The sequence below is a fragment of the Ralstonia pickettii genome, from assembly GCF_000607165.1.
Taxonomy (GTDB): domain Bacteria; phylum Pseudomonadota; class Gammaproteobacteria; order Burkholderiales; family Burkholderiaceae; genus Ralstonia; species Ralstonia holmesii.
The window spans coordinates 355095-379207 of record NZ_JFZG01000006.1 but is presented as its reverse complement, the minus strand read 5'-3'; the positions used below and the strand labels follow the sequence as shown (position 1 = coordinate 379207).

Sequence of the window (24113 nt, the reverse complement as noted above, 5' to 3'; positions counted from 1 at the left end):
AGCAAAACGCCGCCTGACTGCACGGCGGCGTTGCGCGATCACACCATTACGTTCAATCGGCGACCTTGTCGCTCGGGTACTTGAACGAGTCGCGCAGCAGGAAGCTCATCGGGATATCCAGCTTCGCGCTGTGCGGCGGAATCGGTTGTTGGAACCACTTCTTGTAGAGCTTGTCTGCGTCGTAGTCGAGGATGATGTTGGTCATCGCGCGATCGACGAGGCGCTTGAATTCGGCGTCGTCCTTGCTGAGCATGATCGCGTAGGGCTCGACCGTCAGCATGTCGCCGACGACGGTGTAGTCGCTTGGCGTCTTGGTGTTGGCGCGGAAGCCGAAGAGCAGCACGTCGTCCATCGCAAAAGCGTCAGCCTTGCCGGTTTCGACCATCGCGAAGGATTCAGCGTGGTCCTTGGCTTCGAGAAACTTCATATTTAGCACGCGGACGTCGTTCATCTTGCGCAGTTCCGCCACGCTGGTGGTGCCTTTGGTGGTGACGACGGTCTTGCCGCGCAGGTCGTCCCACCTGCGGATGCCCGACGAAGTCTTGACGATCATGCGGATGCCCGCGATGTAGTGCGGGATCGTGAATGCCACTTTCTCGCGGCGTTCGCGGTTATTGGTGGTCGAGCCGCATTCGAGGTCGGCTTTGCCTTCGATGATGGCCGGCATCCGCGTCGAAGGCGTGACCATCACATATTGCACTTTCAGGTCAGGGCGCTTGAGGTCCGTGCGCAGCTTGTCGACCACGCGCAGGCACAGGTCGACGGCATAGCCGACGGGTTTTTTATCGGCGTCGTAGAACGAGAAGGGCACGGAGCTTTCGCGATAGGCGACGCGGACGGTGCCCGTGTCGCGGATGCGGTCGAGCACCGGCGTGGAGGAGGCCACAGCCGTGCCCGGTACAGCACTGGATAGCGAAGCGAAGAGCAGCGCCGCAGCCTGCAGCGCGCGCGTGAAGAACGGCATGGTTGTATCCCCCGGGAAAGAATCGGCGGCCCACTTTATCGTTATGCCCGGCTCGTGGCCGGAGGGCCTGCCGCATGATACGGCGCGACGTTGCAACCTGCAGGCCCGTGCTTTTTTGGTGTTGTAAGCAGGCTGCAAGACTGGACCCCACCCTCTAAAAGCCGACGCGTGGCGATTGCCTTGCAGTGGTGCATTGCGCACACGTGGCGTGCGCGACGCACCGTCTCAGCCGTCCGGCCGGTGCGGTGGACTCCCCGCGGTGCATGCCCGAGCCGTGCATGCGTTGCTGCGGTGCGAAGCCGCACCGCGCCTAGCGTTAGGCGTTTTTCCCTACCGGGTTTGTCCCGACTGCCCGAGACAGACGAGGGGCGCTATGCTCCGGCCATGTCTTGTTCGCAAGGCATCGAGGAGAGACTCTTCCGGCCCGCCGAAAGCGGGCCGTTTTTCTTTGGTGCGCTTGTTTCCTAGTTCTGGTTGGGAAGAACGCTGCCCGGCTGGGACGACTGCCGCGGCCAGTTCGAGAACGCGAAAATCCACAGCGCCACCAGGTTCACCACCGGTACCAGCACAAGCAGCGTCCACCACTGTGAGAAGCCGGTTCGCAGCAAGATCTGCCGCACCGGAATGCCTGCCACGATCAAGATGATCAACAGCCCGAATAGTCCGCGCATCGTCGTTCCCCTTCCGTAACGGTATGGATGGCGCGGCCGGAAAAAGAGAGTCCGGCGGCACAAGCGTTATAGCACCGGCATCTGCAAGCGCAATGCCGCCGGTGGACGACACGCGGGGCGACTACAATACGCGCCTTCCGGCCGCACGCGGCCTGCCTCCTTCTCACTCCAGCATGGCCCTGTTTTCCATTACCGATGCGCAACTGGCGTTCGGCCACGTGGCGCTGCTCGACCACACCGACTTCTCGCTGGAGGCTGGCGAGCGCATAGGCCTGATCGGCCGCAATGGCACCGGCAAGTCGTCGCTGCTCAAGATCGTGGCGGGTACGACCTCGCCGGATGACGGCCTGATTGCTCGCCAGAGCGGCGTGACGTCGGCCTATGTGCCGCAAGAACCCGAATTCGACCCGGAGCAGACCGTGGCCGAAGCCGTGGCGATGGGTGTGCCGCATGCCGCCGGCTTGCTTGCCGAATACGAAGCGCTGATCACGTCGATGGGCGATTCCCACGATGAAGACGCGCTGCACAAGCTGCAGGCGTTGCAATCGCAGTTGGAAGCCGCAGACGCCTGGCAGCTGCGTACGCGTGTGGAAACGACCATCGCCCAGTTGGGCCTGCAGCCGGGCGCGCGCATCGGTTCGCTGTCGGGCGGCCTGACCAAGCGTGTGGCGCTTGCGCAAGCGCTGGTGGGTGCGCCCGACATCCTGCTGCTGGACGAGCCGACCAACCACCTCGACTACGACTCCATTCGTTGGCTCGAAGATTTGCTGCTGGCGTTCCGCGGCAGCGTGTTGTTCATCACGCACGATCGCGCGTTCCTCGACCGTGTCGCCACGCGCATCATCGAACTCGATCGCGGCAAGCTGCGTTCGTACCCCGGCAACTTTACGGCGTATCAGACGCGCAAGGCACAGGAGCTGGACGCCGAAGCCCTGGAAAACGCCCGCTTCGACAAACTGCTCGCGCAGGAAGAAGTGTGGATCCGCAAGGGTGTGGAAGCGCGCCGCACACGCAGTGTCGGCCGCGTTGCGCGGCTGGAACAGATGCGTGTGGAACGCCAGGTGCGCCGCGAGGTGCAGGGCAACGTCAAGCTGGAGGTCTCGCAGGGCGATCGCTCGGGCAAGATCGTCGCCGAGCTGATCGACGTGACCAAGCGCTATGGCGACAAAACCGTCGTTGACAACTTCACCGCCACGATTTTGCGCGGCGACAAGGTGGGGATTCTCGGCGCCAACGGGGTCGGCAAGACCACGCTGCTGAAGTTGATTCTCGGCGAACTGGCTCCCGATTCGGGCACGGTGCGCAACGGCACCAACCTGCAGGTGGCGTACTTCGACCAGATGCGCGCGCAATTGGATCTGAACCGGTCGCTTGCCGACACCATCAGCCCGGGCAGCGACTGGATCGAAGTCAACGGTCAGCGCAAGCACGTGATGAGCTATCTGGGCGATTTCCTCTTCCCGCCCGAGCGTGCGCGCTCGCCGGTGGCCTCACTGTCGGGAGGCGAGCGCAACCGGCTGCTGCTGGCGCGCCTGTTTGCCCGTCCGGCCAACGTGCTGGTGCTCGACGAACCGACCAACGATCTGGACATCGACACACTTGAACTGCTGGAAGAGCTGCTGCAGGAATACAGCGGCACCGTATTCCTGGTCTCGCATGATCGCGCGTTTGTCGACAACGTCGTCACCTCGGTGATTGCGGCAGAGGGCGAGGGCCGTTGGCGCGAATACGTGGGCGGGTTCTCCGATTGGCAGACGCAATCTGCGCGCGCGGCGCGGATGGCGCAAGCCGCCAGGCCCGTCGCCGAAGAGAAGAAACCCGAGGCGGCCAAGCCGCGCGAGCGCGCCACGGTCAAGCTCAGCTACAAGGAGCAGCGCGAACTCGACGCGTTGCCCGCCACCATCGAGGCGCTGGAGGCTGAGCAAAAGCAGGTCGGCGGCGAACTGGAAGACGGCACGATCTACGGCCGCGACCCGGAGCGCGCGCAGAAGCTCGCCGAGCGCCACGAAGCCATCGAACTGGAACTGCTGGAGGCGCTGGAGCGATGGGAAGCCCTCGAAGCCAAGCGCGCCGGCACGGTGTGACGCCGCAGTAACCACGCAATATGTCAGCGGGATGTCGACCGGATGTGGGTTTCGGGTCGCATCCCAACGCTGACGATCCCTCCGCATTGTTGAGGACGGCTTCCTTTACAATGCGCGCTGCATTCCCGGTGCTTGGGGACAGACCCAAGCCTGGTCAGTTTTTCCGCCTTCCATGAGCAAAACCTCCCAATACAGCGAATCGTCGATCAAGGTCCTCAAGGGCCTGGAACCGGTCAAGCAACGGCCGGGCATGTACACGCGCACCGACAATCCCCTGCACATCGTGCAGGAAGTCATCGACAACTCCGCTGACGAGGCGTTGGGCGGCTACGGCAAGCTGATCGCCGTGACGCTGCACAAGGACGGCAGCGTGAGCGTGGAAGACGATGCGCGCGGTATTCCTGTCGGCATCCATCCCGAAGAGGGCGTGCCGGTGGTCGAGATCGTCTACACGCGCCTGCATGCCGGCGGCAAGTTCGACAAGGGCCGCGGCGGCGCATACGCGTTCTCCGGCGGCCTGCACGGCGTGGGTGTGTCGGTCACGAACGCGCTGTCGACGCGCCTGGAAGTGACGGTCTGGCGCGACGGCAATGTGTCGACGCTCGCATTCTCCGGTGGCGACGTGATCGAGCCGCTGACCACCCGCAAGGCCGAACGCGGCGAGAAGAAGAGCGGCACACGCGTGCGCGCGTGGCCGGACGCCAAGTATTTCGATTCCGAGAACATCCCGCAGGCCGAGCTGCAGCGCTTGCTGCGCAGCAAGGCCGTGCTGCTGCCGGGCGTGAAGGTCAGCCTTACGCTGGAAAAAACCGGCGAGACGCTCGAATGGCAATACGACCAGGGCCTGCGCGGCTATCTGGTCGAATCGCTCGCACAGGGCAGCGGTGCCGAGCCGGTGATCCCCCTGTTTGAAGGCGAACACTTTGCCGACCCCGACAAGCTCGGCGAAGAAGGTTTTGCCTTCGGCGAAGGCGCTTCGTGGGTGGTGGCCTGGACGGAAGAGGGCTCTCCGGTACGTGAGTCATACGTCAACCTGATCCCGACCCCCGCGGGCGGCACGCACGAATCCGGTTTGCGCGAAGGCCTGTTCCAGGCCGTGAAGAGCTTTGTCGAGATGCATGCGCTCCTGCCCAAGGGCGTCAAGCTGATGTCCGAAGACGTGTTTGCGCGCGCTTCGTTCGTGCTGTCGGCCAAGGTGCTCGACCCTCAGTTCCAGGGCCAGATCAAGGAACGCCTGAACAGCCGCGACGCGGTGCGGCTGGTCTCCACCTTCAGCCGTCCGGCGCTGGAGCTGTGGCTGAACCAGCACGTTGAGCACGGCAAGAAACTGGCCGAACTCGTCATCAAGCAAGCGCAGGCGCGTACACGTGCCGCGCAGAAGGTCGAGAAGAAGAAGGGCTCGGGCGTTGCCGTGCTGCCCGGCAAGCTGACCGATTGCGAGTCCGACGACGTTACCCGCAACGAACTCTTCCTGGTGGAAGGTGACTCCGCAGGCGGGTCGGCCAAGATGGGCCGCGACAAGGAATTCCAGGCCATCCTGCCGCTGCGCGGCAAGGTGCTCAATACGTGGGAAACCGAACGCGACCGCCTGTTCGCCAACAACGAAGTGCACGACATTGCGGTCGCCATCGGCGTCGACCCGCATGGGCCGAACGATACGGTCGACCTGTCGGGCCTGCGCTACGGCAAGATCTGCATCCTGTCCGATGCTGACGTGGACGGCGCGCACATCCAGGTGCTGCTGCTCACGTTGTTCTTCAAGCACTTCCCGCAACTGATCGATCGCGGGAACGTATGCGTGGCCCGGCCGCCGCTGTATCGTGTCGATGCCCCTGCGCGCGGCAAGAAGCCCGCGCAGAAGCTCTACGCGCTGGACGACGGCGAGCTGGAAGCCATTGAAGACAAGCTGCGCAAGGACGGCGTGAAGGAAGGCGCCTGGCAGATCTCCCGCTTCAAGGGCCTGGGCGAAATGAGTGCCGAGCAGCTCTGGGAAACCACCATGAACCCCGACACGCGCCGCCTGCTGCCCGTGGCGCTGGGCGAACTGGGCCAAGACCAGACCATCAACATGATGAACATGCTGATGGGCAAGGGCGAAGCCGGCGCGCGACGCACGTGGCTGGAAGCGCGCGGCAACGAAGTCGAAGCCGACATTTGACCGCTGACCGACAACGATGAAGCTTTTCGCACGTTTCGCATTCGCATTGACGGCGCTGGCCCTCCTGGCCAGCCAGCCGGTGCGCGCGGACGTCTACGGCTACATCGATGAAAACGGCCTCGCGCACTTCTCTGCGGAACGCCTGGACGATCGCTACGTGCTCTTCATGAAGGGCGCCGCAGTGGCGAGCAAGGGCGACGATAAGGACGGCAACAAGGACGACAGCGCCATCGCCCTGCCGGCAACCGAGCTGCCTGATGCCAATGCCTACCTCAACGCCAGCAAGCGCGATGCACTCGACAACGCCGGCGGCATGCGCCAGCGTCTGGTGCGCGCGGTGTTGCAGCATCCGAACGTGCCGACGGTGGAGCCGCTGATCCGTCAGGCCGCCAGCAAGCACGGTATCGACCCCGCGCTGGTGAAGGCCGTGATTGCCGCCGAATCCGGTTTCAACCCGCAGGCCGTGTCGCCCAAGGGCGCAATCGGGCTCATGCAGGTGATTCCGGATACCGGCGCGCGCTACGGCGTGACCGGCGACGCCCGCCGCACGGCCGCACAGAAGCTGGCCGACCCGAAAACGAATATCACCACCGGCGTGCGTTACCTGAGCGATCTGCTGCGCATGTTCTCGGGCAACCTTGAACTCGTACTGGCCGCCTACAACGCCGGCGAAGGCGCGGTGCAGAAGCACGGCAACGACATTCCGCCCTACGCCGAGACCCAGAACTACGTGAAGACGGTGCTGCAGTTCTATCGTTACTACAACCCGGTCGCCGCCGTGCCCGGGTTGATGAATGTGAGCGCCAACGGCGTCATCGCCACGCGCAAGCCAGGCCGTACGGGCCGGCCCGCACGCATCGAACTCGTATTGGACCCGGCCACCGGCGTGGCCACGAACATCCCCCAACATTGATCCCGGCGGCGCCGCAACGTTGAAGCGCGCCGCTTTCGCTTGAGCCTCCATGGAACAACAAGACATCCTCTTCGACCCCAGCGAGCCGGCCGAAGCGCTCACGCTTGGCGCCTACGCCGAGCGCGCCTATCTCGACTACGCCATCAGCGTGGTCAAGGGCCGCGCGCTGCCCGAGGTGGCCGATGGCCAGAAGCCGGTGCAGCGCCGCATCCTGTTTGCGATGCACGAGATGGGCCTGCGCTCCGATGCCAAGCCAGTCAAATCGGCGCGCGTGGTGGGCGACGTGCTCGGTAAATACCACCCGCACGGCGATCAATCCGCCTACGACGCGCTGGTGCGCCTGGCGCAGGATTTCTCGCTGCGTTACCCGCTGATCGACGGGCAGGGCAACTTCGGCTCGCGCGATGGCGACGGTGCGGCGGCGATGCGCTACACCGAAGCGCGCCTCACGCCCATCTCGCGTCTGCTGCTCGAAGAGCTGGACCAGGGCACGGTCGACTTCATCCCCAACTACGACGGTTCGATGGACGAGCCGAAGCTGCTGCCGGCGCGCCTGCCGTTCGTGCTGCTTAACGGCGCATCGGGCATTGCGGTGGGGATGGCCACGGAGATCCCGTCGCACAACCTGCGCGAAGTGGCGAACGCCACCGTGGCGCTCATTCGCGACGACAAGCTCACCAGCTCCGATCTGATGCAGTACATGCCTGGGCCGGACTTCCCGGGTGGCGGTCAGATCATCTCGTCTGCAGCCGACATTGCGCAGGTGTATGAGAGCGGTCGCGGCAGCCTGAAGGTGCGCGCGCGCTGGAAGATCGAAGAACTCGCGCGCGGCCAGTGGCAACTCGTGGTGAACGAATTGCCGCCCAACACCTCGTCGCAGAAGGTGCTGGAAGAGATTGAAGAGCTGACGAATCCGAAGGTGCGCACGGGCAAGAAGTCGCTGTCGCCGGATCAGCTCACCATGAAGCAGACCATGCTGGGTCTGCTCGACGCGGTGCGCGATGAGTCGGGCAAGGACGCACCGGTGCGCCTCGTGTTCGAGCCCAAGAGCAAGAACATCGACCAGCAGGAATTTGCCAACACGCTGCTGGCACATACGTCGCTGGAGTCGGGCGCGGCCATCAACCTCGTGATGATCGGCACGGATGGCCGCCCGCGCCAGAAGGGGCTGGCGGAGATCCTGCGCGAGTGGATCGCCTACCGCTTTGCCACGGTCACGCGCCGCACGCGCCATCGTCTGGGCAAGGTGGAAGACCGCATCCACATCCTCGAGGGGCGGCAGCTGGTGCTGCTGCGCATCGAGGATGTGATCCGCATCATCCGCGAGAGCGAAGACCCCAAGGCCGCGCTGATCCAGGTTTTCAACCTGAGCGACCGTCAGGCCGAAGACATCCTGGAAATCCGCCTGCGCCAGCTCGCACGCCTGGAAGCCATCAAGATCGAGCAGGAATTGAAGAACCTGCGCGAAGAACAGGGCGAGCTGGACGTGCTGCTGAAGTCCGAGACCATGATGCGCCGTCGCATCATCAAGGAGATCGAGACCGACGCGAAGCAATATGGCGACGACCGCCGCACCTTCATTCAGGAAGAGCGCCGTGCCGCCGCCGAAGTGAAGATCGTCGATGAACCCGTCACGGTGATCGTCTCGCAGAAGGGCTGGGTGCGCACGCGCCAGGGCCACGGCCACGACGCCACGCAATTCGGCTTCAAGGCAGGCGACACGCTGTACGACACGTTTGAATGCCGTACTACCGACGCGCTGCTGATCTTCGGCACGCGCGACGACAAGGGCACGGGTCGCGTCTATTCCGTAGCGGTGGCCAACCTGCCGGGCGGCCGTGGCGATGGTGTGCCGCTGACGACGCTGATCGAACTCACGCCGGGCACGCATATCGCCCACACGTTCGCGGGCCACGCCGAACAGAATCTGGTGATTTCCACGCGCGGCGGCAACGGCTTCCTCGCCAAGGTGGGCGACATGGTCGGCCGCCAGAAGGCCGGCAAGGCGTTCCTGACGCTGGACGAGGGCGACCAGCCCAATAAGCCGGCGCCGGTGCCGGCTGACGCTTATGGCGTGGCGTGCCTGTCGGAAGGCGGCCGCATGCTGCTGTTCCAGATCAGCGAGTTGAAGACGCTCGCCAGCGGTGGCCGTGGCGTGATCCTGATGGAGCTGGAGAAGAACGAAACGCTGCTCCAGGCGCTGGCCTTCGGTGCGGCGGGCTTCGTGCTCTCGGGCACTGGCCCACGCGGCGGCAAGGCCGTCGAACAGAGCCTGACGACCCGCGCGCAAGAGCCGTACGCAGGCAAGCGCGCACGCAAGGGCAAGACGCTGGAGCCCAAACTGCGCGATCCGAAGCTCTCCCTGTCGAAACCGGCACCGGCAGCTGCCTGATCTGATGAGCGATCCGCACGCCCCGCCTGATGCGGCTTCGGCGACAGACGCAAACGTTCCCTCGTGCCGCAAACTCTTCACCGAGTTTGCGCGCATGGGGCTGTCGGGCTTTGGCGGCGTGCTGCCGTTCGCGCGTGCCGGCATTGTGGATCGCAACCGCTGGCTATCCAACACCGAGTTCGCCGAGCTGCTGAGTCTCGGGCAGGTGTTGCCCGGTCCGAATGTCGTCAACCTGTCGGTGATGCTCGGCTATCGGTACCACGGCGTGCGTGGCGCCGCGGCCGCAATGGGCGGCCTTGTGCTCACGCCTGCCGTGCTGCTGCTGTTGATCGTCATGCTGTACGACCAATTCAGCGCGCTGCCTTTGGTGCAGAACCTGCTCAAGGGCATGGCAGCGGTGGCGGCGGGGCTGGTGCTTTCAACCGCCGTCAAGCTGGCGCAGGGCCAGTCGCGCACCTGGCGTGCCGTCTGCATCGGTCTGGCGGTCGTCCTCACCATCGGCGTGCTGCAGTGGCCGCTGCTTCCCGTGATGCTGGTGCTGATCCCGCTTGCCCTCCTGCTCGAATGGAGGGCGATGCGATGAGCTACCTCACCACCGTCTTCGATCTGTTCTGGCACTTTCTGGTGCTGTCGTTTCTCGCCATCGGCGGGGCCAGTTCGACGCTGCCAGACATGCATCGTTTTCTGGTCGACACGCGCCACTACATGACGAGCGAACAGTTGAGCGCCATGTATGCCATCTCGCAGGCGGCACCCGGGCCCAACGTGTTGTTTGTGGAACTGTTCGGCTGGCAGGCGGCGGGTCTGGGCGGTGCAGTCGCATCGCTGGTTGGCATCTGCGGGCCGTCGTGCGTGATCGCCGCCGTCATCGCGCGCGTCATGAACCGCAAGCCCGACGCGCGCTGGATCGCGTTGGTCCGCCGTGGCCTTGCACCGCTGACGATCGGTCTGTTGTTCTCCACCGGCTGGGTGCTTGCCCGAGGAGCAGACAGCAGCTTCAGCACCGTCGCGCTGACCGTCGCAACGGTCGTGGCCTGCACCTTCACCCGCGTCCACCCGCTGGTGCTGGTAGGGCTGGGGGCGTTAGTTGGCGGCATGGGCTGGGTGTAGCGCCCTCAGTCGCACCGGCTGCGCGGCGTTCACCGCAAGCGAATCCAAGGCGGACGAAAGTCCGCCTTTTTCTTTGCGCGCTTGCCGTAGATACCGGCCCCGCTTCCCTTCGGGAATACCCCAATGCCGTTGATGATGTATATACAACAACATATATATCTACGCGATGTTGTCTGTATATCAATTCGCATCCGCTCGACCTGCGCGTCAAGTCTGTACGGGCCCCGCGGGCAACCTCGCCGACATAAAGAGGAGACAGTTTGGAACACCTTCAACGCAACCTGCGCGCGCGGCATATCCGTTTTCTGGCGCTCGGTTCGGCCATCGGTACGGGCCTTTTCTACGGGTCCGCTTCGGCCATCCAGTTGGCCGGGCCGGCCGTGATCCTCGCGTACATCATCGGCGGTGCGGCCGTCTACATGGTCATGCGCGCGCTCGGCGAGATGGCGGTGCGCCAGCCGGTCTCCGGTTCTTTCGGCCGTTATGCGCGCGACAACCTCGGTCCACTCGCCGGCTTTCTGACCGGGTGGACGTACATCCTCGAGATGGTGATCGTCTGCCTGGCTGACGTCACGGCGTTCGGCATCTACATGGGTTTCTGGTTTCCCGAGGTGCCGCAATGGATCTGGGTGCTCGGCATCGTCATGCTCATCTGCGGCCTGAACCTGTGCAACGTCAAGGTGTTCGGCGAGATGGAATTCTGGCTCGCGCTCATCAAGATCGTGGCGATCGGCGCCATGATCGTCGGCGGCACCGTCATCCTGTTCCTCGGCGTGAAGATGAACGGCGAGCATGCGTCCGGCCTCAGCAATCTCTGGTCGCATGGCGGCTTCCTGCCGCATGGCGTGGGCGGACTCATTGCGTCGTTTGCCGTGGTGATGTTTGCGTACGGCGGCGTCGAGATCATCGGCATTACCGGCGGTGAAGCGCAGAACCCCGACAAGGTCATCCCGAAGGCCATCAACGCTGTGCCGGCGCGCATCCTGCTGTTCTACGTGCTGACCATGTGTGTGCTGATGGCGATCTTCCCGTGGACGGGCATCGACGGCCAGGGCAGCCCGTTCGTGCAGATCTTCTCGGGGCTGGGCATCCAGTCTGCGGCGGCGATCCTGAACCTCATCGTCATCTCGGCGGCCATTTCGGCCATCAACAGCAACATCTTCGGCGCGGGCCGGATGATGTACGGCATGGCCGAGCAGGGCCAGGCGCCGCGCATCTTTGCGGCCACCTCCCGCCACGGCGTGCCCTGGGTGACGGTGCTGTTCATGGCCGGTGCGCTGCTGGGCGGCGTGGTGCTGAACTACCTGATTCCCGAGAACGTCTTCGTGATCATCGCGTCGATCGCCACGTTCGCCACCGTCTGGGTCTGGCTGATGATCCTGCTCTCGCAGGTGGCCATGCGCCGGCGTCTGTCAGCCGAAGAAGTGCGTGCGCTCAAGTTCAAGGTGCCGCTGTGGCCTGTCGGGCCGGCGCTTGCCATCGCGTTCATGCTGTTCGTGATCGGCGTGCTGGGCTACATGGAAGACACCCGCGTGGCGCTGTACGTCGGCGCAGGCTGGGTGCTGCTCATGTCGGCCGCGTGGTATGTGCGCGTCAAGCCCAACGCCGCAGCCGTGTTGGCTGAAGAGGCAAGCGGGGCGTGAGCCCGGCCGCCCAAGAAAGCGAGTTTCGGAGACAACCCATGTCGAACCACACCACCGCGCCGTCGTACGCTGGCCGCGACGGCGCGCATGCGGCAGTACCGGCGCAACCGCTGTCGCGCACGCGCGCCATTGCCGCCATCACCATCGGCAACGGCTTGGAGTTCTATGACTTCGTGGTCTACAGCTTCTTTGCCACGCTGATCGGCCGGCTGTATTTCCCGGTCGGCAACGCCACCGGCCAGTTGCTGATGTCGTTCGCCACGTTCGGCGTCGGCTTCCTGATGCGTCCGCTTGGCGGCCTGCTGATCGGCATGTACGCTGACCGCGCAGGCCGCAAGCCCGCCGTGGCCCTCACGCTGTGGCTGATGGGCCTGTCGTCGCTGATCTTCGTTGTCACGCCGACCTACGCCCAGATTGGCATCCTCGCGCCCATGTTCGTCGTGCTTGCACGGCTCGTGCAGGGTTTTGCCATCGGCGGTGAGATGGGCGCTTCGACCGCGCTGCTGCTGGAGTACGCCGACGACCGCTCACGCGGTTTCTATACGAGCTGGCAGCCGTTCAGCCAAGGGCTGGCAGCGCTGTTCGGCGCGCTGGCCGGCTTGCTGCTGAGCAACCTGCTGGCGCCCGCGGCGCTGGAGTCGTGGGGTTGGCGGCTCGCGTTCGTAATCGGCATTCTCGTGATCCCGGTCGGCCTGGTTATCCGCCGGCGCCTCGAAGAAACCGCCGCGCCGCACAGCACGCGCGAAGCCGACGCAACGCTGCCGCTGCTGCGCGAACACCGCCGCACGCTGGTGGCGAGCATTCTGCTGATGATCGGCGTGGCTTCGTCCACGTACATCATCGTCTACTACCTCAGCAATTACGCCGTGAGCGTGTTGCACATGCCGCTGTCGCTGGGTATCTGGGCGGCGTGCATTGCGGCGCTGGTGCAGGTGGTGCTCTCACCGTTTGCGGGCCGGCTGGCAGACCGCATCGGGCGCCGCAAGGTCGTGCTGTGGTCGCGCGTTGCGCTGCTGGCGATGATCTATCCGGCCTTCGCGCTCATCAACGCTGAGCCATCGCTTGCCCGGTTGCTGATCGTGGTCGGCTGCCTGTCGGTGCCGATGTCGATGACCTCGCCGGCGTCGATGGTGCTCGTGAGCGAGGTGCTGCCGCAGCGGCTGCGCGCCACGGGGCTGTCGATCGCCTACTGCGTTGCCATTGCCATCTTCGGTGGCTTTGCCCAGTTCTTCTCGACCGAGCTGATCCAACTCACGGGCAACGCAAACGCGCCGGCCTTCTACGTGATCGGTTGCGGGCTGGTCTCGCTGATCGGCCTGGCGATGGTGCCCGAGACCCTCGGCCGGCGCCTCTCGTAACGCTCAGTCCACCCCGACGAAACCGCCGGTCTGGTGTGCCCACAGCCGCGCATACAGGCCGCCGTGTTCGAGCAACTCGGCGTGCGCGCCGCTCTCGACAATGCGGCCGCCGTCGAGCACCACCAGCCGGTCCATGCGCGCGATGGTTGAGAGCCGGTGCGCAATGGCAATCACGGTCTTGCCCTGCATCAGCGTTTCCAGGCTTTCCTGGATGGCCGCTTCCACTTCCGAATCCAGCGCTGACGTGGCTTCGTCCAGGATCAGGATCGGCGCGTCCTTGAGCAGCACACGCGCAATCGCAATGCGCTGGCGTTGGCCGCCCGAGAGCTTCACGCCACGTTCACCCACCAGCGCGTCAAAGCCGCGTCGCCCTTGCACGTCGGATAGCTGCGGGATGAATTCGTCGGCACGCGCACGGCGTACCGCTTGCAACAACTCTGCCTCGGTGCTGTCGGGTTTGCCGTAGCGCAGGTTGTCGCGAATGGAGCGGTGCAGCAGCGATGTGTCCTGCGTGACCATGCCGATCTGCTCGCGCAGGCTTTCCTGCGTCACGGCGGCAATGTCCTGGCCGTCCACCAGAATCCGGCCGCGCTCCACGTCGTACAGCCGGAGCAGCAGGTTCACGAGCGTCGACTTGCCCGCGCCCGACGGGCCGACCAGGCCGATACGTTCACCGGGGTGCACCACGAGGTCCAGCCCTTCGATCACGCCGCTGCCCTTGCCATAGTGAAAGCCCACGTGCTCGAAGCGCACTTCGCCCCGCGTCACCTGCAGCGGCTTGGCGCCGGGCTGGTCGATCACGGCGCGCGGCAGCGCGATGGTCTGCATGCCGTCCTGCACCTGCCCGACGTTTTCAAAGATGCCGTTGACCACCCACATGATCCAGCCCGACATGTTGTTGATGCGGATCACCAGCCCCGTGGTCAGCGCAATGGTGCCGGCGCTCACGCGGCCCTGGCTCCACAGCCAGAGCGCGAGCGCCGACGTGCCGACGATCAGCAGGCCGTTCATGGCCGTAATGGTGAAATCCATGCCGCTGATCATGCGGCCGGACAGGCGCGTCTTGTCGGTCTGCTCCGCCATGGCGTCGCGCGCATAGCTTTCTTCATGCTGCGTATGGGCGAACAGCTTGAGCGTGGTGATGTTGGTGTAGCCATCCACGATGCGGCCCATCAGCTTGGAGCGCGATTCCGTGGCGATAACTGAACGCGCCTTCACACGCGGCACGAAGTAGCTCAGGGCCGCGATGTAGCAGCCAATCCACACCAGCAGCGGCACCACGAGCCACCAGTCGGCCTTGGCGAACAGCACCAGCGCGCTGATCGCGTAAATCACGACATGCCAGAGCGCATCCACCGACTGCACGGCGGAATCGCGCAGCGAGAAACCGGTCTGCATGATGCGCTGGGCAATGCGGCCCGCAAAGTCGTTCTGGAAGAACGTCAGGCTCTGCTTGAGCACGTAACGGTGGTTCTGCCAGCGGATCAGGTTCGACAGGTTCGGGTTGATGACCTGGTGCACAAGCACGTCGTGCAGGCCGAAGATGACCGGCCGTGCGATCAGCGCCACAAAGGCCATCCACTGCAATTCGTTGCGGTGACGGCCGAAGAACGCTGAGCCGGGTGTCGCCTGGATCATGTCGACGATACGGCCGAGGAAGTCGAACAGCGCGACTTCGATCAGCGCGCCCAGCAACCCAACGAGCAGCAGGAATGCGAAGACGCCGCGCACTTCGCGCAGGAAGTACGCGTAGAAGCGCCAGACATTGGCCGGAGGCTGCGTGTCGGGCAGGGGACGGAACGGATCGATGAGCTTTTCCAGGCGGCGCAGCAGCATGTCGGGTCGGGGGAGAAGAGACCGACGCCCCAGGGCGGGACGTGCGCGGAAGAGCTGCCCATGATACGCGCGTGAAAGTGCCCTTGCTGGCGGCTCTTGAGACGCATCGCGCCATGAAAAAAGCCGCTCGGTTGAGCGGCTTTCTTGTTCATCCGGGAGGCGGCGCTTAGTGCACCACAATCCGCGTGAACGGCTCCACGTAAGCCTGCAGGGTGATCATCAGGCCCACCAGGAAGGCCAGCGCCAGCGAGTGGAAGAACACGTAGCGCAGGATGTCGCCCTCGTGGCCGTACCACTTGGTGGCGGTGGAGGCCACGACGATGGACTGTGCATCGATCATCTTGCCCATCACGCCGCCCGAGCTGTTGGCTGCCGACATGAGGATTGGCGACAAGCCGAGTTGCGTGGCCGTGGTCTTCTGCAGGCCGCCAAACAGCACGTTCGAGGCCGTATCCGACCCCGTGAGCGCCACGCCCAGCCAGCCCAGCATCGTGCCGAACAGCGGGTACAGCACGCCGGTGTGGGCGAAGGCCAGGCCCAGCGTTGCGTCCAGGCCCGAATAGCGGGTGAGATAGCCGATGCCGAACATCGCGCAGATGGTCAGCAGCGAATAGCGCGTGAGCTTGATGGTGTTCCAGTATTCCTTGACCATGCGCGGCACCGAGTAGCCCATCAGCAGGCCGCCCACGATGGCCGAGACCAGGATGCCCGTGCCCGCCATCGACAGCACATTGAAGAGGAACACCGCGCCTTCGGCGGTCTCCTTCGCGACCACCGGCGGGCCCTTGAGCACCATCTTGTCCAGACCGGGGATCGGGAACTTGAATTGCCACAGACCGTCTGCGAACGCCTTGAACTGCGGAATGCCCCAGATGAACACGAACACGGTCAGGATCACCCACGGCAGCCAAGCCTGCACGCGCGTGATCTTGGTATTGGCATCAGCGCTGGTAGCGGCACGCGCTTCGGCAGCGGCTTCGGGGTCGACGCGGGAGTTATCCTCGCGGTTGCGCAGGGCGGTCGAGGTCCAGATCGTCTTGGGCTTCCACACCTTCAGGAACAGTGTGAGCGAGCCCATCGACACCAGTGCGGCAATTACGTCCACCAGCCACGGGCCGTGGAAGTTCGACACCAGGAACTGCGGAATGGCGAACGACACGCCCGCCACCAGAATCGCCGGCCAGATCTGCAGCATGCCGCGGAAGCCCGCGAACGCCCAGATCAGCCAGAACGGCACCAGCACCGAGAAGAACGGCAACTGGCGGCCAACCATGGCCGACAGCTTCAGCAAGTCCAGCCCCGTGACCGAGGCCAGCCCGATGAGCGGCGCGCCCAGTGCGCCGTAGGCCACCGGGGCGGTGTTGGCGATCAGGGCCAAGCCAGAGGCGGCCAGCGGCGAGAAGCCCAGGCCGATCAGGATGGCGCCCGTGACAGCCACCGGCGTGCCGAAGCCCGCTGCGCCTTCAAAGAAGGCACCAAAGCTGAATGCCACCAGCAGCAGTTGCAGGCGGCGGTCTTCGGTAATGCCGGAAATCGAGCTCTGTAAGACCTTGAACGACCCGTTCAAGGTGGTGAGCCGGTGCAGGAAGATGATGTTCAGGACGATCCAGCCAATCGGGAACAGGCCCGAAATGATGCCGAGGCCTGCCGCCTTGCCGGCCATTGCGGTCGGCATGCCGAACACGAACGAGGCGATCCCCACCCCGACAATCAGCGCCAACCCGGCCGCCAGATGGGCCTGCATATGGAAGAACGCCAGCGAGCACAGCAGCACGGCAACCGGTATCCCGGCCGCTAAGGTTGACCACACGGCGCTGCCGAGCGGGTCATAGACTTGATTCCACATCTTGATCTCCTCCTGTTTGGGCGTTTCGGTTCTTCTCGATACCGAACGTCTTCTGCTGCCCCTTTTTCGCAGGGGCAAACGCGGATTGTAGGAACAAGCGTGTCCGGGTAACGGCAATATTCTGTCACTTTCGCCCTGAAAAGTATTCATCGGCGCCAGCGCGTGGTATGGCGCGGCTCAAGCAATTGCACCGGGTAAATCCGGGTTGTGGAATCATTGCGCCTGCAGCGCAGACCACCATCCCATTTCGCCCCCTATCCATGGCTTCTCTGACGGCCTTTCCGATTCGCCGACGCGGCTCCCGATGGGCTGCCGCCGTGCTCGCCGCATTTGTGTCACTGGCGACGCTGTCCCCCGCCGTGCATGGCCAGACAGCGGCAGCGCCCGCCCAGGCGAACACCGAATCGACGCGGCCACGTATCGGTCTGGTGCTTTCGGGCGGCGGGGCGCGCGGCTATGCGCATATTGGCGTGCTCAAGATGCTGGAGCGCATGCGCATTCCCGTGGATGTGATTGCCGCTACCAGCATGGGCGCCGTGGTGGGCGGGCTGTACGCCAGCGGCATGCGTGCGGATGCGCTGGAGCAGAAGCTCTCGCAGGTCGACCTGAGCGACATCGCCTTCGACCGCAATGATCGCGCCAAGCTGCCGCAATCGCTGCGCGAGGATGATTTCCAGTATCCGATCGGCCTGTCCGCCGGCTATGGCGACGGCAAGCTCAAGCTGCCCACCGGCCTGGTGCAGGGCAACCGCCTGCTTGCGCTGCTCAAGAACTGGACGGCGCAGTGGCCCGACAACATCGAGTTTTCGCGCCTGCCGATTCCGTTCAAGGCCATGGCGACGGATCTGGCCACTGGCGACGGGGTGATTCTCGACCACGGCTCGCTGCCGCTGGCAATGCGGGCCAGCATGGCGGTGCCCGGGCTGTTCGCGCCCATCGAAGTGGGCGGACGCACGCTGGTGGATGGCGGCCTGGTGAGCAACCTGCCCGTGCAGCTTGCACGCGACATGGGGGCAGACATCATCATCGCCGTCAACATCGGGTCGGACTTGCAGCGGCCGGAAGACCTGGCCTCGCCGGCGGCGGTGACGCAGCAGATGATCACCATCCTCGTTGGCCAGAACGTGCGCGCGCAAAAGGCGCTGCTGCGCGGCAAGGATGTGCTGATCGAGCCGCAGCTCTCGGAGCTCTCGTTTACCGATTTCGCCAAGGGCCCGCAGGGCGTGCGGCAGGGTGAGCGTGCCGCCCAGGGCGCTGAAGCGAAGCTTGCGGCGTTGTCGCTGTCGCCGCAGGCGTATGCCGTGTACCGCGCGGCCCATGAGCCGCAGGGCGTGCTGGTGGCGGGCGCACGCATTGACGCCATTGACGTGACGACCAGCGGCCGCGTGCCGCCCGCGCGTGTGCGCCAGTTGATCAAGGTGCGCGAAGGCGATGCGTATGACGCCGAAACGCTCAACCGCGAGCTGTCGGCGCTGGCCACCACGGGCGACTTCGAAACCGTCACACAGCAACTCGTGGAAGAGAACGGCGTGCACACGCTCAAGATCGACGCGCACGAAAAGTCGTGGGGCAACCAGTTCTTCCTGTTCGGGCTGGGCATGTCGACCAACTTCGACGGGCGCGGCGCATTCAACGTCAACCTCGGCCATCGGTATCCGTGGCTCACGCAGAGCGGGCTGGAGTGGCGCAATGACATCGTGCTCGGCAGCAACCGGGCGGGCATCCACACCGAGCTGCGGCAGCCGCTGTGGCAGGCGCGCGGCTTCTACATCGCGCCGTATGCGGAGTATTCGCGCCGCAGATCGGATCTCTACTTTGACGATCTGCCGCCAACCCGGGACGCCAAGCCGTTCAACAACCTGACAATCGAGACAGCGCGCGCCGGCGTTGACCTGGGCATCCCGTTGGGCCGCAAGGGTGAACTGCGCCTAGGCGTGAACTACGTCAGGAAGACGGCGACGTTCAATTATCTGGCACTGATCGCGGACGAGTCCGGGAATATCGTGGATGCGACGACCTTGGATACCTTGCGCGCTCAGCAGCCGGCCTTTCGTGCCCAGCTCACGCTGGACCAGCTCGACGATCCGCTGTTTCCCCGCAGCGGCTACTACCTGTTTGGTAGCATGGAAGCCGGTTTCGGTTCGCTCGACAAGAAGTACAACACCGCCCAGGCCAAGGGTTTGTGGGCCACGAGCTACGGGCGCCATACGTTCAACATGGCGTTGGAAGGTGCCGGGCAGTTCGGCGCCAACAGCCCCACGCGCGACAACGGCGGCAATAGTGGCAGTGGCGCCAACGAAGGCTTCTACCTCGGCGGCTTCCAGCATCTCTCGGCCTACGCGCAGGATCAGTTCAACGGCCAGTACCTCCTCTACGGCCGGCTCACGTATCTGTACGACCTTCGTATCGACGATCTGCTCGGCCTGCGCACGCCCGTGTTCGGCGCTAGCGGTGAGGCCGGCAACGTCTGGCAACTGCGCAACAACTTCGGGCGGGGCCCTTACCTGAAGAGCGGCAGCGTATTCGTTGGCGGCAACAGCCCGATCGGGCCGCTGTATTTCGGTTTTGCGGTGGCGCCGCAGGGCGTGTGGAACGTGTACCTGCAGCTCGGCCGCGTCTTCTGAAACAGCATCAAACGGGAGCGCACCTGCCTGCACGCGCTGGCACTGCTTGCTTCGTAAGGTCTTGATCAGATTGAAAAATCAATCGATCAGCTTGCGGCGGATGTGCGTGCTAGCCTTCCGCTTCGCTTTTTCAAGACCTCGGGCGCGGTCGCGCCCAGCCCCCTTCTCATGATGTTCTCCGTGTTGTTCCGTCGTTCCCGTTCGTCCCGGTGGTTGCTGAGCGCGTGCGCGTTGGCTGTGTTGCAGGCGTGCGGCAAGCGTGCGGATGAGACCGCCAAGCCGGCCGGCCCGCCGGAGGTCGAGTTTGCCGTTGCGCAACGTTCGGATGCGCCGCTGGTGACCGAACTGCCCGGCCGCCTGGAGCCGTATCGCACGGCGCAAGTGCGTGCGCGCGTCGACGGCATCGTCCTTAAGCGCGCCTACGACGAAGGCCAGTTGGTCAAGGCCGGCCAGGTGCTGTTCCGCATCGACCCCGCGCCGCTCAAGGCACAGGTGGACGCCGCGCAAGGTGCGCTTGCCCGCGCGCAGGCTCAGCTCGCCATCGCACGCGACAAGGCTGTGCGTTACAAGGGGTTGGCTGCCACGCGCGCCGTGAGCGAGCTGGAATACGCTGAAGCGCAAGCCGCCGAACGTCAGGCTGCAGCGGACGTGGTGTCCAGCCGCGCTGCGCTGCAAACCGCGCAGCTGCGCCTGGGCTATGCCACCGTTACAGCCCCGATTGCCGGCCGCTCGCGCCGCGCGCAGGTGACCGAAGGCGCGTTGGTCAAGGAAGACGCTGCCACGCCGCTCACCACCGTCGAGCAGATCGACCCGATGTATGTCGACTTTGCCCAGCCCGCCGCCGAGGTGCTCGCCTTGCAGCGCGCGCTCAAAAAGGGCCAAGCCGCTGCATTGAGCGGCCAGGACATCGGCGTGCAGGTCATCCTGAGCGATGGCGTGGCGTACGAGCGCCCGGGCAAGCTGCTGTTCTCAGATCTGGCGGTGGACCGCGCGACCGACAACGTCTCGATGCGCGCCGTGCTGCCCAACCCCGATGGCTTGCTGCTGCCCGGCATGTACGTGCGCGTGAAGCTCTCGCACGCTGTGCGGCAAGGCGCGGTGACGATTCCGAAGGGCGCGTTGCAGCGCGACCGCCATGGGGCGACGGTGTTTGTGGTGCAGGCAGACAACACGCTGGCGGCGCAGCCCGTGGCTGCGCAAACGTTGGCTGGCGATCAATGGCTGGTGACGAGCGGCCTGTCCGGCGGCGAGCGCATTGCCATTCCCGGCATGCAGACGCTGGCAGCAGGCATGGCGGTCAAGCCGGTTCCTGCGGCACCGCGCGCCGACACGAAGCCGAAGAAGGGCTGACCATGGCACGCTTCTTTATCGACCGCCCGGTCTTTGCCTGGGTGATTGCGCTGGCCATCATCCTGGCCGGTGTGCTCGCGTTGCCCAAGCTGCCGGTGGCGCAGTATCCGAACATCGCGCCGCCCAACGTCAGCATCTCCGCCAACTACCCGGGCGCGTCCGCGCGCACGGTGGAGAGCGCCGTCACCGCCATCATCGAGCGCGAGATGAACGGCGCGCCGGGGCTGCTGTACATGTCGTCTTCGTCCGACGCGGCGGGCAACGTGTCGATCAACCTGTCGTTCACGCAGGGCACGAGCCCCGATCTTGCGGCGGTGGAGGTGCAGAACCGGCTGAAGATCGTCGAGGAGCGCCTGCCTGAGGTCGTGCGCCGCAACGGCATCCGCATCGAGAAGGCGGCCGAGAATTACATGATGTATCTGTCGCTGGCAGCCGAGCGCGGCCGCTTTGACGGCATCGACCTGGGCGACCTCGCCTCGTCTGATCTGATCCCGCAGCTGCGCCGCGTGCCGGGCGTCGGCACCGCGCAGTTGTTCGACGCGGAATACGCCATGCGCATCTGGCCCGATGCCGACAAGCTCACCGCATTGGGCCTCACCGCGGGTGATTTGAGCGATGCCGTGCGCCGCTACAACGCGCGCATCACCGTGGGTGAGATCGGCAGCGCAGCCGTGCCGGGCAGCGCGCCCATCAACGCGAGCGTGACCGGTGACGATGGGCTCACCACGCCGGACGCATTCGGCCAGATTCCCCTGCGTGCGGACACGCGGGGCCGCATGGTGCTGTTGCGCGATGTGGCCCGCGTGGAACTGGGTGGCAGCGATTACCTGTACCTCTCGCGCATGAACGGCAAGCCGGCCACGACCATCGGCATCAAGCTCGCGCCGGGCGCCAACGCCGTGGGTGTGGCCAAGCGCGTGCGAGCGGTGCTGGACGAAGCGCAGGCGCATTTCCCGCCAGGCGTGCGCTACGAAGTGGCGTACGACAGCTCGCGCTTTGTCGGCATTGCCATCGAGCAGGTCGTCAAGACGCTGCTCGAAGCCGTGGTGCTGGTGTTCCTGGTGATGATGCTGTTCATGCAGAACCTGCGCGCGACGCTCATCCCGACGCTGGTCGTGCCGATCGCGCTGCTGGGTACGTTTGCGGTGATGCTGCCGATGGGCTTTTCCATCAACGTACTGACGCTGTTCGGCCTGGTGCTCGCCATCGGCATCCTTGTCGACGATGCCATCGTGGTGGTGGAAAACGTTGAACGCGTGATGCACGAAGAAGGGCTCTCGCCGCGCGAGGCGACGGCCAAGGCGATGCGCCAGATCAGTGGGGCCATCGTCGGCATCTCGCTGGTGCTGACGGCGGTGTTCGTGCCGATGGCGTTCTTTGGCGGCGCGGTGGGGAATATCTACCGGCAGTTTTCGCTGTCGCTGGCGGTGTCGATGGTCTTCTCGGCATTCCTGGCGCTGACGCTCACGCCGGCGCTTTGCGCGACGCTGCTCAAGCCGGTGCAGGCCGGTCATGGTGCCGAGCGCAAGGGCTTCTTCGGTGCATTCAACCGGGGCTTTGCGCGGTTGACGTCGCGCTACCAGAACGGTGTCGCGCGGCTGCTCAACCGCACGGGCCGCGCACTGGTGGCGTATGGCGCGATCATCGGCGCGGTGGTGTTGCTGTTTATGCAATTGCCGACGGCCTTTCTGCCGGAAGAAGATACCGGCGAATTCATGACCGTCGTCACGTTGCCGACTGGCGCTACGCAGGCGCAGACGCTCGACGTCGTGCGGCAGGCAGAGCAGCACTTCATGACGCAGGAGGCGGCCGTTGCGTCCACGCTGGCCATCACGGGGTTCAGCCTGTACGGCAACGGCCAGAACGCGGCAATGCTGTTCCTGACGCTCAAGGACTGGAAGCAGCGCAAGGGCGATGACCAGCATGTCGATGCCGTGGTCGAACGCGCCAACGCGGCGTTCGGCAAGATCAAGGGCGCGATGGTCATGGCGATGAACTCTCCCGCGCTGCCGGAACTGGGCAGCAAGCCCGGGTTTGACCTGCGCTTGCAAGACCGAAGCGGTGCCGGCTACGAGCGCCTGGCGCAGGCGCGCGACCACATGCTGGCCGAGGCGGCCAAGCATCCTGCGCTATCGGAAGTCACGTTCGCGGGCCAGGGCGATGCGCCGCAGGTCCTGATCGATGTGGACCGCAAGAAAGCCCTGTCGATGGGCGTGTCGATCGAAGACATCAACCGCACGCTGGCCGTGATGTTCGGCTCCGACTACGCGGGCGATTTCGTCTACCGCAACCAGGTTCGCCGCGTGATCGTCCAGGCAGACGGCAAGCAGCGCGTCTCGGTCGAGCAGCTTGGCCGCATGCACGTGCGCAACGCGACGGGGGCCATGGTGCCGCTATCCGCATTCACCACCACGAAGTGGATGGTCGGGCCGCTTAAGCTGGATCGCTACAACGGCTTTCCGGCCATGACGATCACCGGCTCGCCTGCACCCGGTCACAGCTCCGGCGAGGCCATGGCGGCGATGGAGTCGATTGCGCGCAGCCTGCCTGAGGGCTTTGGCTACGAGTGGACAGGCCAGTCGTTCGAGGAGCGTCTGTCGGGTGCGCAGGCGCCGGCGCTGTTTGCGTTGTCGATCCTCGTCGTGTTTTTGTGTCTGGCCGCGCTGTACGAGAGCTGGTCGATTCCGTTGGCCGTCATGCTGGTGGTGCCGCTGGGCGTGTTGGGCGCGCTGTTGGGCGCCACGCTGCGCTTCCTGCCCAACGACATCTACTTCAAGGTCGGGCTCATTGCCACCATCGGCCTGTCGGCCAAGAACGCAATTCTGATCATCGAAGTTGCCAAGGATTTGGTGGCGCAGGGTATGGGCTTGATCGAAGCCACGCTGGAGGCAGCGCGCCTGCGCTTCCGGCCGATCGTGATGACGTCGCTGGCGTTTGCGTTTGGTGTCGTGCCGCTGGCGATTGCGAGCGGTGCGGCATCGGCCAGCCAGCGCGCCATCGGTACGGGCGTGCTGGGCGGGATCATCACGGCGACGGTGCTGGCGGTGTTTTTGGTGCCGGTGTTCTTTGTGGTGGTGCGGGGCGTGTTCAAGGGCAGCGAACGGCAGCGCAGGCTGGACGCGGCGCACGAGCACGAAAGTGTGGGGCCGGCCGCCTGATTGGCG

Annotated in this window: 15 protein-coding genes and 2 pseudogenes; 13 read left to right on the top strand and 4 right to left on the bottom strand. The window is 64.8% G+C overall.

What is annotated here, in order from left to right; translation table 11 throughout:
• Nucleotides 1-52: 52 nt before the first annotated feature.
• Nucleotides 53-964: an amino acid ABC transporter substrate-binding protein gene (locus BG83_RS0108015; RefSeq protein WP_024976223.1), complete on the bottom strand. Its 912-nt coding sequence runs from the start codon at nt 962-964 to the stop codon at nt 53-55.
• Between the two features lie 464 nt (nt 965-1428).
• On the bottom strand, nt 1429-1635 hold the full coding sequence (locus BG83_RS0108010; protein WP_024976222.1) for a hypothetical protein: 207 nt from the start codon (nt 1633-1635) through the stop codon (nt 1429-1431).
• Between the two features lie 23 nt (nt 1636-1658).
• On the opposite strand from BG83_RS0108010, the pseudogene BG83_RS30115 reads away from it, so the two are divergent.
• The 10 genes and pseudogenes from BG83_RS30115 to BG83_RS0107970 all read left to right on the top strand — a co-directional run.
• Nucleotides 1659-2639: pseudogene (locus BG83_RS30115) on the top strand (ABC-F family ATP-binding cassette domain-containing protein); the annotation flags it as partial.
• Between the two features lie 204 nt (nt 2640-2843).
• Nucleotides 2844-3155 (top strand): annotated as a pseudogene (locus tag BG83_RS30110) (ATP-binding cassette domain-containing protein); the annotation flags it as partial.
• 258 nt (nt 3156-3413) lie between these two features.
• Complete coding sequence (locus BG83_RS30105) at nt 3414-3719, top strand: hypothetical protein (protein ID WP_419177597.1); 306 nt, start codon at nt 3414-3416, stop codon at nt 3717-3719.
• A gap of 172 nt (nt 3720-3891) precedes the next feature.
• On the top strand, nt 3892-5877 hold the full coding sequence (locus tag BG83_RS0108000) for a DNA topoisomerase IV subunit B (protein ID WP_024976220.1): 1986 nt from the start codon (nt 3892-3894) through the stop codon (nt 5875-5877).
• A gap of 16 nt (nt 5878-5893) precedes the next feature.
• A complete protein-coding gene (locus BG83_RS0107995) occupies nt 5894-6790 on the top strand; it encodes a lytic transglycosylase domain-containing protein (protein ID WP_024976219.1) in 897 nt (298 codons plus the stop codon).
• Between the two features lie 49 nt (nt 6791-6839).
• A complete protein-coding gene (gene parC / locus BG83_RS0107990) occupies nt 6840-9182 on the top strand; it encodes a DNA topoisomerase IV subunit A (RefSeq protein ID WP_024976218.1) in 2343 nt (780 codons plus the stop codon).
• A gap of 4 nt (nt 9183-9186) precedes the next feature.
• Entirely contained in the window at nt 9187-9765 is a 579-nt protein-coding gene (locus BG83_RS0107985; RefSeq protein WP_024976217.1) for a chromate transporter, read from the top strand.
• Nucleotides 9747-10292: a chromate transporter gene (locus BG83_RS0107980; RefSeq protein ID WP_200869033.1), complete on the top strand. Its 546-nt coding sequence runs from the start codon at nt 9747-9749 to the stop codon at nt 10290-10292. Before BG83_RS0107985 ends, BG83_RS0107980 begins: the two co-directional genes overlap by 19 nt.
• 260 nt (nt 10293-10552) lie before the next feature.
• Nucleotides 10553-11935 carry an amino acid permease gene (locus BG83_RS0107975; protein WP_024976215.1) on the top strand — a complete coding sequence of 461 codons (1383 nt, stop codon included), beginning with the start codon at nt 10553-10555 and terminating at the stop codon, nt 11933-11935.
• A gap of 38 nt (nt 11936-11973) precedes the next feature.
• Nucleotides 11974-13293, top strand: a complete 1320-nt coding sequence (locus BG83_RS0107970) for an MFS transporter (protein ID WP_024976214.1) — start codon at nt 11974-11976, stop codon at nt 13291-13293.
• A gap of 3 nt (nt 13294-13296) precedes the next feature.
• On the opposite strand, the gene BG83_RS0107965 is transcribed toward BG83_RS0107970, so the two are convergent.
• On the bottom strand, nt 13297-15129 hold the full coding sequence (locus BG83_RS0107965) for an ABC transporter ATP-binding protein (protein ID WP_024976213.1): 1833 nt from the start codon (nt 15127-15129) through the stop codon (nt 13297-13299).
• Between the two features lie 166 nt (nt 15130-15295).
• Nucleotides 15296-16975 (bottom strand): L-lactate permease, encoded by a 1680-nt coding sequence (locus BG83_RS0107960; RefSeq protein WP_024976212.1) that lies wholly within the window; start codon nt 16973-16975, stop codon nt 15296-15298.
• A 260-nt stretch (nt 16976-17235) separates the two neighbouring features.
• On the opposite strand from BG83_RS0107960, the gene BG83_RS0107955 reads away from it, so the two are divergent.
• The 3 genes from BG83_RS0107955 (at nt 17236) to BG83_RS0107945 (ending at nt 24107) form a co-directional block, all read left to right on the top strand.
• Complete coding sequence (locus tag BG83_RS0107955) at nt 17236-19599, top strand: patatin-like phospholipase family protein (RefSeq protein ID WP_024976211.1); 2364 nt, start codon at nt 17236-17238, stop codon at nt 19597-19599.
• A gap of 168 nt (nt 19600-19767) precedes the next feature.
• Nucleotides 19768-20949: an efflux RND transporter periplasmic adaptor subunit gene (locus BG83_RS0107950; protein ID WP_037031646.1), complete on the top strand. Its 1182-nt coding sequence runs from the start codon at nt 19768-19770 to the stop codon at nt 20947-20949.
• A gap of 2 nt (nt 20950-20951) precedes the next feature.
• A complete protein-coding gene (locus BG83_RS0107945; protein ID WP_024976209.1) occupies nt 20952-24107 on the top strand; it encodes an efflux RND transporter permease subunit in 3156 nt (1051 codons plus the stop codon).
• Nucleotides 24108-24113: the final 6 nt, after the last annotated feature.

Excerpts from the sequence above, each read along its gene's own strand:
- BG83_RS0108015 (WP_024976223.1), bottom strand. The coding sequence starts at position 964 with ATGCCGTTCTTCACGCGCGCGCTGCAGGCTGCGGCGCTGCTCTTCGCT.
- BG83_RS0108010 (WP_024976222.1), bottom strand. The coding sequence starts at position 1,635 with ATGCGCGGACTATTCGGGCTGTTGATCATCTTGATCGTGGCAGGCATT.
- BG83_RS30105 (WP_419177597.1), top strand. The coding sequence starts at position 3,414 with ATGGCGCAAGCCGCCAGGCCCGTCGCCGAAGAGAAGAAACCCGAGGCG.
- BG83_RS0108000 (WP_024976220.1), top strand. The coding sequence starts at position 3,892 with ATGAGCAAAACCTCCCAATACAGCGAATCGTCGATCAAGGTCCTCAAG.
- BG83_RS0107995 (WP_024976219.1), top strand. The coding sequence starts at position 5,894 with ATGAAGCTTTTCGCACGTTTCGCATTCGCATTGACGGCGCTGGCCCTC.
- parC (WP_024976218.1), top strand. The coding sequence starts at position 6,840 with ATGGAACAACAAGACATCCTCTTCGACCCCAGCGAGCCGGCCGAAGCG.
- BG83_RS0107985 (WP_024976217.1), top strand. The coding sequence starts at position 9,187 with ATGAGCGATCCGCACGCCCCGCCTGATGCGGCTTCGGCGACAGACGCA.
- BG83_RS0107980 (WP_200869033.1), top strand. The coding sequence starts at position 9,747 with ATGGAGGGCGATGCGATGAGCTACCTCACCACCGTCTTCGATCTGTTC.
- BG83_RS0107970 (WP_024976214.1), top strand. The coding sequence starts at position 11,974 with ATGTCGAACCACACCACCGCGCCGTCGTACGCTGGCCGCGACGGCGCG.
- BG83_RS0107965 (WP_024976213.1), bottom strand. The coding sequence starts at position 15,129 with ATGCTGCTGCGCCGCCTGGAAAAGCTCATCGATCCGTTCCGTCCCCTG.
- BG83_RS0107960 (WP_024976212.1), bottom strand. The coding sequence starts at position 16,975 with ATGTGGAATCAAGTCTATGACCCGCTCGGCAGCGCCGTGTGGTCAACC.
- BG83_RS0107955 (WP_024976211.1), top strand. The coding sequence starts at position 17,236 with ATGGCTTCTCTGACGGCCTTTCCGATTCGCCGACGCGGCTCCCGATGG.
- BG83_RS0107950 (WP_037031646.1), top strand. The coding sequence starts at position 19,768 with ATGATGTTCTCCGTGTTGTTCCGTCGTTCCCGTTCGTCCCGGTGGTTG.
- BG83_RS0107945 (WP_024976209.1), top strand. The coding sequence starts at position 20,952 with ATGGCACGCTTCTTTATCGACCGCCCGGTCTTTGCCTGGGTGATTGCG.